10 protein-coding genes and 1 pseudogene are annotated in these 11,981 nt (G+C 62.1%); all 11 read left to right on the top strand.

The window, feature by feature from the left end:
• Window positions 1-257 precede the first annotated feature (257 nt).
• The 11 genes and pseudogenes from EN939_RS06740 to EN939_RS06690 all read left to right on the top strand — a co-directional run bounded on the left by EN939_RS06740 (window position 258) and on the right by EN939_RS06690 (window position 11,797).
• Window positions 258-2,570, top strand: a complete 2,313-nt coding sequence (locus EN939_RS06740; protein ID WP_127267398.1) for a putative bifunctional diguanylate cyclase/phosphodiesterase — start codon at window positions 258-260, stop codon at window positions 2,568-2,570.
• Between the two features lie 150 nt (window positions 2,571-2,720).
• Window positions 2,721-3,500, top strand: a complete 780-nt coding sequence (locus tag EN939_RS06735; protein WP_127267397.1) for an N-acyl amino acid synthase FeeM domain-containing protein — start codon at window positions 2,721-2,723, stop codon at window positions 3,498-3,500.
• Window positions 3,501-3,619: 119 nt separating this feature from the next.
• The gene (locus EN939_RS06730; RefSeq protein WP_013528205.1) at window positions 3,620-3,769 is read left to right on the top strand and encodes a DUF3096 domain-containing protein; all 150 of its coding nucleotides are present in this window, start codon (window positions 3,620-3,622) and stop codon (window positions 3,767-3,769) included.
• Between the two features lie 210 nt (window positions 3,770-3,979).
• Entirely contained in the window at window positions 3,980-4,204 is a 225-nt protein-coding gene (locus tag EN939_RS06725) for an aa3-type cytochrome c oxidase subunit IV (RefSeq protein WP_127267396.1), read from the top strand.
• 84 nt (window positions 4,205-4,288) lie between these two features.
• Window positions 4,289-5,557, top strand: a complete 1,269-nt coding sequence (locus EN939_RS06720) for a Re/Si-specific NAD(P)(+) transhydrogenase subunit alpha (RefSeq protein ID WP_127267395.1) — start codon at window positions 4,289-4,291, stop codon at window positions 5,555-5,557.
• Entirely contained in the window at window positions 5,557-5,982 is a 426-nt protein-coding gene (locus tag EN939_RS06715; protein ID WP_127267394.1) for a proton-translocating transhydrogenase family protein, read from the top strand. Before EN939_RS06720 ends, EN939_RS06715 begins: the two co-directional genes overlap by 1 nt.
• A gap of 6 nt (window positions 5,983-5,988) precedes the next feature.
• Window positions 5,989-7,386, top strand: a complete 1,398-nt coding sequence (locus tag EN939_RS06710; protein ID WP_127267393.1) for an NAD(P)(+) transhydrogenase (Re/Si-specific) subunit beta — start codon at window positions 5,989-5,991, stop codon at window positions 7,384-7,386.
• Between the two features lie 265 nt (window positions 7,387-7,651).
• Window positions 7,652-8,121 (top strand): annotated as a pseudogene (locus EN939_RS40020) (ATP-binding cassette domain-containing protein); the annotation flags it as partial.
• A gap of 126 nt (window positions 8,122-8,247) precedes the next feature.
• Window positions 8,248-9,783 carry a sugar ABC transporter ATP-binding protein gene (locus tag EN939_RS06700; RefSeq protein ID WP_127267392.1) on the top strand — a complete coding sequence of 512 codons (1,536 nt, stop codon included), beginning with the start codon at window positions 8,248-8,250 and terminating at the stop codon, window positions 9,781-9,783.
• Entirely contained in the window at window positions 9,780-10,772 is a 993-nt protein-coding gene (locus EN939_RS06695; RefSeq protein ID WP_127267391.1) for an ABC transporter permease, read from the top strand. Before EN939_RS06700 ends, EN939_RS06695 begins: the two co-directional genes overlap by 4 nt.
• Window positions 10,769-11,797 carry an ABC transporter permease gene (locus EN939_RS06690; RefSeq protein ID WP_127267390.1) on the top strand — a complete coding sequence of 343 codons (1,029 nt, stop codon included), beginning with the start codon at window positions 10,769-10,771 and terminating at the stop codon, window positions 11,795-11,797. Before EN939_RS06695 ends, EN939_RS06690 begins: the two co-directional genes overlap by 4 nt.
• The last annotated feature ends 184 nt before the right edge of the window (window positions 11,798-11,981 follow it).

The following is an 11,981-nucleotide window of genomic DNA, read 5'->3' as shown; positions in this document are numbered from 1 at the left end:
GCTATGGCCACGTCCGTCGAGCCAGCGCCGACAAGGCCTTGAGCGAACGCCAAAGGCTGCTCGAACGCCTGTCGAGTACGCTGGCGCGGCCGAAACTTCAGGCCGCGGAATGATCGATACGCCTTGTTTACCTGAACGACAATTTCCTTGCTTTCCGTTACGTCACCCGGCTTGACGGCAGGAGCGGCGGGGCCTCTCTAAATCTTTCTTAAGGCGGATGTGGCACTGCTTGGCTCCCCAGGGTTGGGATTCAGGCGTTGAATCTGATAAAGAAGAACGAGATTCCGGTCGACGTCTACATTCCGTTCGTGGAAACCTTGTTTCGCGACGGGTTGACGCTTTCGATAGGATTCTTTGCCCAAACCCTGCTGGTCGTGCTGGTTTACTGGAAAACCATGGATCCGGCCTATCTCGCCGTCACCCTCGGACTGCTGGCTGTCGCCTTCCTTCGTCTTCGCAACATCAGGAAATATCGCCACGCTCCTTCGCCTCAAAATTGGGAAGAGGCGCGTCGCCGCGAGAACGACTACATACTGTACGGCTCGATGCATGGCTTCATGCTTGGCGCCTTCTGCTTTGTCGGCATCTATCTTGCCTATGACCCGTTCGCGGAAATAGCTGCCGTCTGCGTGACGCTTGCCTCCGCCACGTCTATTGCTGGCCGCAACTATGGTTCGCCCAGGATGGTCGTGATCTTCATTATGACCATGACTTGGCCGATCTCGCTGGGCTTCATCCTGCGGGGCGATCCCTATCACTTCATTCTCGGCCTGCTTTCGGCGCCATTTCTTTTTGCTATCAAGCGCTTCGCCGATCTGGTCCGCGAGGTGCTTTTCGCCGCCCTGTCCGAGGAAAAGAAGGCCAATCGCATCGCCCAGCGCTTCAACCGAGCGCTCAACACCATGTCGCACGGCCTTGTCATGCTCGGCCCGGACGGCCGCGTCGCGGTGGCCAATGCCGAGGCGGCGCATCTGATGTCGCTCAAGTCGCCCGACGCGCTGCTCGGCCGGTCGATCCATGGTCTGTTGATGCGCGGTGTCGCCGGCGGCATGCTGGCGCCCAAGGATTGCCGCTACATCGAGGCCCAGCTGACGCGTGCCCTGCGCGAGGGCCGCGACCGCAAGGTGCTGGTTTCCCTCGCCAACGGCCAGCATTACGAGTTCTCGGCTCGCGAAGGCAGCCAGGAACTGGGCGTCATCACCTTCGAGGACGTCACCGCCCGTGTCGAGGCGGAAGACAAGATCCGCTTCATGGCACGTTACGACAACCTCACCGGCCTGCCCAACCGCGCCTATTTCCATGAACTGGTAGGCGAGGCCATGGTATCAGGCGATCGCGATCGTCTCTGCGGCCTTGCGGTGCTCGACCTCGACGATTTCAAGAGCGTCAACGACACGCTTGGCCATCCGATCGGCGATGGCTTGATCTATGCCGTTGCCGAGCGGCTTGCCGCCATTGCCAGGCAAGATATCACGGTCAGCCGTTTCGGTGGCGACGAGTTCATGATCTTCTTCGACCGCGTCGAGGATGAGAGCCATCTGACCAGCCAGCTCGACGAGATTTTCGCCGGCCTGCAAGGGGAAGTCGACGTCGCCGGTCACGGGCTGCGCATTCAGGCCAGCGGCGGCGCGGTGCTGTCACGGGTCAAGGATACCGATGTCGACGCCATGATCGTCAAGGCGGACCTGGCGCTCTACAAGGCCAAGGAGCTCGGCAAGAACAGCTGGCGGCTGTTCGAAGCCTCGATGGATGCCGCCTTCCGCAACCGTCAGCTGATGAAGGCGGACCTGCGTACAGCCGTGGAAAGCAAGGGCTTGAGGGTGGTCTATCAGCCGATCGTGGCGATGAGCACCATGCGTATCGCCAGCTGCGAGGCGTTGTGCCGGTGGGATCATCCCGATCTCGGGCCGATCTCGCCCAGCATCTTCATTCCTTTGGCCGAGGAAATGGGCATCATTTCCGAGATCAGCACCTTCGTGCTGCAGGCAGCCTGCGCCGAATGCGCCAAATGGCCGGACCAGACCAGCGTCTCGGTCAATCTCTCGGCCAAGGATTTCCGCAACCGCGACGTCATCCAGAAGGTTCGCGATGCGTTGGCCGGCTCCGGCCTCGCCGCCTCCCGGCTCGAGATCGAGGTCACCGAAACGGCGCTGCTCGACGACAAGTCGCTGACGCGCCAGTATATCGAGGAGCTGAAGCAGATCGGCGTACGCATCGCGCTCGACGATTTCGGCACCGGCTATTCGAGCCTGAGCTATCTGCACAAACTGCCGCTCGACAAGATCAAGATCGACCGCTCGTTCCTGATGGACGTCACCCAGAACCCCCGTTCGCTCGAGCTGCTCAAGGGTATCGTCAACCTATCGCGGCCGCTGGGGCTTTCGGTCACCGTCGAGGGTGTAGAGACCTTCGAGCAGCTCAAGATACTGGCGCTGCAGGTCAAGCCCGACCTTGTCCAGGGGTTCCTGTTCGGTTCGGCGCTCAGCGCTTCCGGCATCGAGACCATGTCGAACACGGTATGGCCCTTCGCCAAGGACATCAATACAGCCAAGAGAGCCGCACGCCGCTGACCGGTGCCGGGAAGAATGTCGCCTTTTCATAAAAATTTACGGATCGTTAACGTTAATGATCGGTAAACGACGTGTGCTCCATTTTCATCTTTTACATCTCAGGGTCCCGTCGTAGGTTGAACTGCGGCGGAAACTTACGAGGGTTTGAGTATGGATGTGCAGTTGGAAGCGCTTGGCCATGTGGCGGGCGGGGGTGAAGAAAATTCGCCCGACAGCATGTCGAGTTTCGCCCGCAATGTTTCAGCGATGCTTGAGCGGACGGAATATCGCCGCTGCGACAAGGGAGAGGACCTCGAAGACATCTATAGGTTACGCTACAAATCCTATCGCTTGAATGATATGGTGCCGGAAAACCCGGAACATATTGTGCATGACGAGCTCGACGAAGCTGAAAATTGTTCCAAGTTCGGCGTCTATATTGACGGCATCCTGGTCTCCACGGTGCGCATTCATCATGCCTGCCGGGCCACGCCGCAATCGCCGTCTACAACTGTCTACGGCGACATCCTGCGCCCGATGCTGGCTGCCGGGGCGCACTTTGCCGATCCGAGCCGCTTTGCTGCCGACCCAGACTGGTCGAAGGTCTATCCGCAGATCCCGTACCTGACGCTGCGCCTTGCCGGAATGGCCTGCTTCTACTTCGACGCACCTTACTGTCTCTCGACTATCCGGCCCGAACATGCGGGTTTCTACCGTCGTATCTACTGTTCTGAGCAGATCGGCGAGCTGCGCGACTATCCAGGCCTGAACTACAAGGTCGTGCTCTATCGCGCCAATGTCGCTGCCATTCGCGAGCGGTCGTTCTCGCGCTTTCCATTCTTCCGATCCACATCTCTGGAGCAGCGTATGCTGTTCGAGACACCTGGTGCTGGAGAATTGGCGCCGCTGACCATCCTGCCGACTGCCAAATATTTTCGCGAAGCCGCCTGAGATTAGGCGTTTCGCAGAACCACTGGAGCTTTCCGGCCGGATACGCGTTCTGATGGCTCGGCGCCTTGTCGTCCTCGCCATTGGTCGCCGAATCCACGGATATGCCAAAGGAACCCGTCATGACCATTTCCACACTTGCGCTCACCCCGCTTATCTCGCTGATCGCCGGCGTGCTGATCCTGGTCATGCCAAGGCTGTTGAACTACATCGTCGCGCTCTATCTGATCGTCGTCGGGTTGCTCGGGCTATTTCCGCATCTAGCCGGCTGAGGGCGCCGGCTTAGGCCACGCAAGCGTCTGCTTTCGAAGCATCTTTCCGCATCAAGCATCAGAATCCAGCGATCGGACTCCGTCGCGCGTTGGCAGCCGGCTTCAACCTTTCTTTGAGGCAGTTGTCCGCTGTTGTGCGGCAATAGCGCCATTGCTCTCGGCCCGGCTTTTCGCTATGTGCCTGAAAGATGTCTTCGAAGGGGTATTCCTATGGCTGATCACTCGCCGACCGGTCCTGTCGAACTGGGCGCGAAGATGGACTATGCCGAGCATGACCGCACCTATGCGGGCTTTCTCGCGCTGGCCAAATACGGATCGCTTTTCTGCGGAGCCCTGCTTCTGGCGATGGCCTTCGGCTTCTTCGCGGGCGGCTTCTTCTCGGCGACCATCCTGTTCGTGCTGATTATGGCCGTCGGCGCCTTTATCCTCCGATAGATTTTCCGACACCTTGTCCACGGCGCCGCCGCGAGGCCGGCCGGCGTCTTGCGGGAAATAGCTTCCGGCCGAAAGGATCATGCGGTGGGACAGACGGTTTTCATCCCTCGTGAGCTCGATGCCAATGAGCCGCGCGTCGCGGCCTCGCCCGATACGGTGAAACGGCTGGCGGCGTTGGGCTTCGACGTCGTCGTCGAGGCCGGCGCCGGCACGCGGTCGCGCATCCCCGACGAGGAGTTTTCCAAGGCAGGAGCCACGATCGGCAAGGCTTCCGATGTCGTCAAGGCCGATGTCGTGCTGAAGGTGCGTCGGCCCGGCGATGCCGAGCTGAAGAGCTACAAACCCGGTACAGCGGTCATTGCCATCATGGATCCCTATGGCAATGATGCCGCTGTGGCAGCCCTGGCCAAGGCTGGCGTCACCGCGTTCTCGATGGAATTCATGCCACGCATCACGCGCGCCCAGTCGATGGACGTCTTGTCCTCGCAGGCCAATCTTGCCGGTTACCAGGCGGTGATCGACGGCGCTTCGGAATACGATCGGGCATTGCCGATGATGATGACGGCGGCCGGCACGGTGCCGGCGGCGAAGGTCTTCATCATGGGCGTCGGTGTCGCCGGCCTGCAGGCGATCGCCACCGCGCGCCGGCTTGGTGCGGTCGTCACCGCCACCGACGTTCGCCCTGCCGCCAAGGAACAGGTCGCCTCGCTCGGCGCAAAGTTCCTTGCGGTCGAGGACGAGGAATTCAAGGCGGCCGAAACGGCCGGCGGCTACGCCAAGGAGATGTCGAAGGAATACCAGGCTAAGCAGGCGGCACTCACATCAGAGCACATCGCCAAGCAGGATATCGTTATCACCACCGCGCTTATTCCCGGCCGACCGGCGCCCAAGCTGGTATCGGCGGCGATGGTCGCCTCGATGAAGCCAGGCTCGGTTCTCGTCGATCTGGCGGTCGAGCGCGGCGGCAATGTCGAGGGCGCCGAAGCCGGCAAGGTCGTCACCACCGCCAACAACGTCAAGATTGTCGGCCATCTCAATGTGCCCGGCCGCATCGCGGCGTCGGCATCGCTGCTTTATGCCCGGAACCTCTTCGCCTTCCTCGAAACGCTGGTCGACAAGACGACGAAAACGCTTGCCATCAACCGGGACGACGATCTGGTCAAGGCAACGATGCTGACTAACGGCGGCAAGATCGTGCATCCGTCCTTCGCCAAGCCCGACCAGCAGCCTTATGTCGAACCGGCGGCGATCCCGGCCACAACCATGGTTGCCGACGCTTCGCCCAAGAAAGCCGCGCCCAAGAAACCGGCCGCATCCAAGTCGCCCTCGTCGAAGCCGAAAGGGATCGCGTGATGGATCAGACCCTGCAGAAAGCCCTCGACCAGCTCGACCAGGCCTCCGCCGCGGTTCGGCTGGCAGTGCACAATCTGGCGACCGCGCCTGGTGGTGCCGACGCGGCGGGTGATGCCGCGCATGCGCTGTCCGGCGGTGCCATCGATCCCTTCGTCTTCCGCTTCGCCATCTTCGTGCTGGCGATCTTCGTCGGCTATTACGTCGTCTGGTCGGTGACCCCCGCACTGCATACGCCGCTGATGGCCGTCACCAACGCCATCTCTTCGGTCATCGTCGTCGGCGCGCTGCTTGCCGTCGGCATCGCCGCCTCCGGCATTGCCGCGGGCTTCGGCTTCGTCGCGCTGATGCTGGTGTCGGTCAACATCTTCGGCGGCTTCCTCGTCACCCAGCGCATGCTGGCCATGTACAAGAAGAAGGACAAGTAGAGCGCCATGAACGCCAACTTCGCGTCCTTCCTCTACCTCGTCTCCGGCGTCCTGTTCATCATGGCGCTGCGCGGCCTGTCGCATCCGACCACCAGCCGCCAGGGCAATCTCTACGGCATGATCGGCATGGGCATCGCCATCGCCACCACATTGGCGCTGGCAACCCCCTCGGCCGGCCGCTTCGGCCTGATCGTGCTCGGCCTGGCCATTGGCGGCAGCGTCGGCGCCGTCACCGCGCGCCGCATCGCCATGACCTCGATGCCGCAGCTGGTCGCCGCCTTCCACTCGCTGGTCGGCCTCGCTGCCGTCATGGTGGCGGCCGCCGCCATCTATGCGCCGGAAAGCTTCGGCATCGGCACGGATGGCGACATCCACGCCCAGGCGCTGATCGAGATGAGCCTTGGCGTCGCCATCGGCGCCATCACTTTCACCGGCTCGGTCATCGCCTTCCTGAAGCTCGATGGCCGCATGTCCGGCAAGCCGATCATGATCGGCGGCCGCCACTTCATCAACGCGGCACTTGCCATCGCGCTCGTCGTCCTGATCGTGCTGCTGGTCACCACCGAGTCCAAACTGGTCTTCTGGTTGATCGTTGCGGCCTCGCTGGTGCTCGGCATCCTGCTGATCATCCCGATCGGCGGCGCCGACATGCCGGTCGTCGTCTCGATGCTCAACTCCTATTCGGGCTGGGCGGCGGCCGCACTCGGCTTCACGCTCGGCAATCTGGCGCTGATCATCACCGGTGCACTGGTCGGCTCGTCCGGCGCGATCCTGTCTTACATCATGTGCAAGGGCATGAACCGAAGCTTCATCTCGGTCATTCTCGGCGGCTTCGGCGGCGAGACGGCAGCGGCCGCCGATGACGGCATCGAACGCACGGTCAAGCAGGGTTCCGCCGACGATGCCGCCTACCTGATGATGAACGCCCAGAAAGTCATCATCGTGCCGGGCTACGGCATGGCGGTTGCCCAGGCGCAGCATGCGCTGCGCGAAATGGCCGACAAGCTCAAGGCCAATGGCGTCGATGTCAAATATGCCATCCACCCGGTCGCCGGCCGCATGCCCGGCCACATGAACGTGCTGCTCGCCGAAGCCAATGTGCCCTATGACGAGGTGTTCGAACTCGAGGACATCAACTCCGAATTCGCGCAGGCCGATGTCGCCTATGTCATCGGCGCCAACGACGTCACCAACCCGTCCGCGCGCGACGACAAGTCGTCGCCGATCTACGGCATGCCGATCCTCGACGTCGACAAGGCCCGCACCTGCCTGTTCGTTAAGCGCTCGCTCGGCTCCGGCTATGCCGGCATCGACAACACGCTGTTCTACAAGGACGGCACCATGATGCTGCTCGGCGATGCCAAGAAGATGACTGAAGAGATCGTCAAGGCGATGGATCACTGATGGGATCAGGGCTGGGACACGCCTCATTGTGTACCCGGATTATCTTGCTGTTTTGCTTCGAGACGAATTCTCAATTCAGATGGCCACCATCAGCGAATGTCGGTGTCGGTGGTTGCGCCTCCAGGTCCGCCCGGCGCCTAAGGCTTCTCGGTGCTGCGCTAGGTCAACTCGTGGCGCAAAGGAGAGGCGAGGGGCGGAGACAACGTGTTGTCGGTGCGCGATCTTGCCGTGCCACCGAAGCTTTCAGGTGTCTCGTTCGATCCCGAGGCGAGGCGAGGTGCTGGGTTTCGCCGGCCTGCTCGGCTCGGGCCGCACCGAACTGCTGGGGGCGATCGGTGGGGTCGATACGGTGCGTGCCGGTACGGTCTTGCTCGATCAAAAGAACATCACCAGTGCCTCGTATGGCGAGAGAGTCAAAAGCGGAATCGGGATGAGCCTGAAAGTCGCAAGGAGGATGGCATCTTGCCGCTACTCGGCGTTGACGAGAACACCGTCGCCACCGACTTCTCGAGAGTGGCGGTGAACGGCGTGATCTCGGCATCACGCATGGCAGACGCGGCGGGCGATATCATTCGTCGTATCGGCATCAAGACGGCGCGGATCGACACGCCGGTCGGCACATTGTCGGGCGGCAACCAGCAGAAAGTGGTGATTGGGCGCTGGGTCTATGCCGGCAGCCGAATTCTGTTGCTCGATGAGCCGACCCGCGGTGTCGATGTCGAAGCGAAGTCGCAAACTATGCCGTCGAGCGAGATGCGGCCGCCAAATACCCGGTTGACAACGAATATCGGTTTATGAAAGGGTGAGAACGTTCTCAGAGAACGTTCTCACTGCAGTTGCGACCTTACCTTGGGAGGAGGGATGAGCACCGACGAGACCCCTCTAGCCGTTCGCATCGCCAAGATTGCGAAGTCTTACGGACCGACAGTCGCGCTCGATTCCGTTTCCATTGACCTGCGTCCGGGTGAAGTCCATGCACTGCTGGGCGAGAACGGCGCCGGCAAGTCGACGCTTGTCAAGATCCTCAGCGGCGTGGTGAAGCCGGACAGCGGATCGCTGTCGATCTTTGGCGCGCCCTATGCGCCGCACGACATCGTCGGTGCGCGGGCGCAGGGCGTGGCGACGGCCTTCCAGGAACTCAGCCTGCTGCCCAACCTCAGCATCGCCGAGAATCTGATGCTGCCGAAAATGCCCAGGGGCATGCTCGGTCTCGCGTCGCATCGCACGGCGATAGCCTCCGCTCGAAAGACGCTTAAGGATTATGGTTTGGCGTATTTCGATCCTGACACGCCCGTGGGTGTGCTCTCGCTGTCGGACCGTCAGCGGCTCGAAATCGTCCGTGCTTTCACCCACGCTTCGAAATTATTGATCCTCGACGAGCCGACGGCCGCGCTGGCCGACGTCGAATGGCTGTTCGAGCTGGTGCGGCGGCAAAAATCCTTGCAGACCGCAATCCTTTATATTTCCCATCGCCTCGGGGAAGTACGCAGCTTGTGCTCGCGTGCCACTATACTGCGCAACGGCCGCAGCATCGGCACCGTCGAGCTTTCGGGCGCCTCGGACGAGAACATCTTCGAGATGATGGTCGGCCGCAGCGCGCGTGAAACGGTCAACACATTGCCCGTAGCAGGTGATGCCGCGCCCATCGCGCTGAGCGTCAAAGGCCTTTCGGGCGGCATCCTGAACGAGGTGTCGTTCAATGTCAGGCAGGGCGAGATCGTCGGCATCGCCGCGCTTGAAGGTCAAGGGCAGCGCGACCTGTTCAGGACACTGGTCGGCCTTGCCAAGGCGAAGGGCGGAAGCATCGAGATCGACGGCGTGCGCGCTCATATCGGCAGCCCAGGCGACGCGCTCTATTTTGGCAACGGCCTTGCCTACCTGCCTGAGGATCGCAAATCGGAAGGTATCCTCGGCGGCCTTACCACGGCCAGCAACATGGTGCTGCCGATCATTTCCCGCATTGCGCAGGGCGGCATCGTCTGGCCCGCCGGCGAGCGTCGCGCCGCGAGGAAAACCGCCGCGGCGGTCGACCTTCAGGAGCGCTACCTGCATTTCAAGATCGACGAGCTTTCGGGTGGCAACCAGCAGAAGGCGCTTCTGGCGCGCGTCATGATGACCGGCGCGCGCACCTTGCTGCTCTTCGATCCCACGCGCGGGGTCGATGTCGGCACCAAGCAGTCGATCTACGAGGCGATTCGCAAATTCGCCGCCGACGGCGGCTCGGTGCTCTTCTATTCATCCGAACTGCCGGAACTCGTCCATCTCGCGCATCGCTGTATCGTGCTCTACGGCGGCCGCATCTTTGCCGAATATCAGGGCGACGCCATCGACGAGCAGACCATCGTCGGCGCGCTGATCGGCCACGCTCGGAGTGCGGCGAAGGGAGTGGCTGCATGAGCGCGATCGCGGCAAATCCAGCGCCTCGCCGCTCGCCTTTCTGGCGCGCCGTCATCAGCGGCACCGGTATCGTCGCGCTGATCTACGTCCTGCTCTACGCGCTCTACGCGTTCTGGCAGCCCGATGCGCTCTCGGTCTACACATTCACCGACCTCGTCAACAATTCGACGCCGCTGGCGCTGGCGGCGGCGGGCGAGACGCTGGTCGTCATCAGTCGCGGCTTTGACCTGTCAGTCGCGGGCGTCGTCTCGCTGACCAACGTGCTGATGGCCGTCTATCCGCTCGACGGCCCGGGCGGAGCGCTGATCAGCCTGCTGATGTGCTGCGCGATCGGCGCCATCGTCGGCATGATCAACGGCATTCTGGTTGCCAGGCTCGGGCTCCAGACCATCGCGGCGACGCTCGGCACGATGATCATCTGCCAGGGGCTGGCGCTCGTCATCCTCGACGCGCCCGGCGGCATGGTCTCCGACTTTGTCACCTACACCTTGACCGACACGCTCTTCGGTGTCGTTCCGATTGCCGGTCTGTTCCTGGTTGCCGCCGCCGTGCTGTGGCTGGCCTTCCGGCGAACGAACACCGGCATCGGCCTTTATGCGATCGGCGCCGACGAGCAGTCGGCCCGTTACTCCGGCGTGGCCGTATCGGGCGTGCGCATCACTGCCTTCGTCGGCGCTGGCATCCTTTATGGCGTCGCCGGCTTCATGCTGAGCGCCCAGACCGCGACCGGCAATCCGACGGCGGGCACTCCATTCCTGGTGCTCACCTTTGCCGCCGTGGCGCTTGGCGGCACACCGCTCAGCGGTGGCCGCGGCAGCCTTATCGGCTCGATCCTCGGCGCCGGCACGCTCATGCTTTTGCAGAAAGTGCTGTTCTCGGGCGGTGTGTCGTCTTTCTACACCGGCATCTTCCAGGGCTTCGTGCTGGTGCTCGCGATCGTCTTCGGCAACGCGGTGGCGCGCCTGCTCAAGAAGGACGACGCCCGGTGAACGCGCATAAGGACATGGCGATGCCTTTCGACGCCTCTTCCGACCAGCGCGGCAGGCAGAAGCTGGACCGCGAAACGGTGAACACACTTGTCGTGTTCGGACTGAGCATCGTGCTCGTGTTGTGCTCGCGCTTCATCAGCCCGGCGCTCGGCTCCTGGAGCCAGGTTCTCACAGTGCTGATCCTTGCATCCTTCCTGATCATCCTTTCCTTTGGGCAGGGGCTTGTCATCCTGATCGGCGGACTGGATCTGTCGATACCCGCGCTCATCACGCTCGGCGGCGTTTTGACGACGAACTGGATCGGCACGAACGACGCCGGCATCTGGTACATGCTGCCGGCCATCCTGCTCATCTGTGCCCTGGTCGGCGCGGTGAGCGGCGTCGGTATCGTCTGGCTAAAGGTGCCGCCTTTCATCATGACGATGGCGACGTCGATCGTCATCGCCTCCGCGGCGCTCGGCTATACTAGCGGCACGCCGCGCGGCGGTTCGCCATCGGCCCTGTTATGGCTGATGAAGGCGTGGTTTCTCGGCGTGCCGGTGGTCATCTACTTCACCCTCGCCTTCATCCTGCTCGGCTGGCTGCTGCAGAACTTCACCGCGCTAGGACGTCGGCTTCGCGCGCTCGGCACCAACAGGAACGCCGCGCTCATCGCCGGCGTCAACGTCAACCGGCTCGAACTCATGCCCTATGCGATCAGCGCCGTTTGCGCCGGCTTCGTCGGCATGATGCTGGTCGGCTACTCTAACGGCGCGACGCTCAGGATGGGCGACAGCTACATGCTGCCCTCGATAGCCGCCGTCGTGATCGGCGGCTCCTCGATCCTCGGTGGCGGCGGAACCTTCATCGGTACGGTCGGCGGCGCAATCCTTCTGACCACGCTCGGCATGATGATCTCGGCCATCGGGCTCAGCGAGGGATGGCGCACCATCATCGAGGGCGCGATCATCGTCGGGGCGCTGCTGGTGCTGCGGGGCGAGTTCCTGACCCACATCGGAAATCGGTTGCTGACGCGAAGGAAATGACCATGCGCCTGCGTGTGATACTTTTTGTCCAATTGTGAGAACGTTCTCACAAGCTCTGGTCCGGCACCTGAAAGGGCCAAATCCAAAGGGAGGTTGATGGAAATGAAGCTGTTAAGAAGACTGGGACTGGCCGCGTCGCTGACGCTTGCCACAACTGCGGGCGTTGCGACGGTCATCGACCATG

Origin of the sequence: Mesorhizobium sp. M7A.F.Ca.CA.002.05.1.1, from assembly GCF_003998335.1 — a bacterium.
GTDB lineage: Bacteria > Pseudomonadota > Alphaproteobacteria > Rhizobiales > Rhizobiaceae > Mesorhizobium.
Note: the sequence above shows the minus strand (reverse complement) of the source record. Positions and strands in the feature narration are given on the sequence as shown.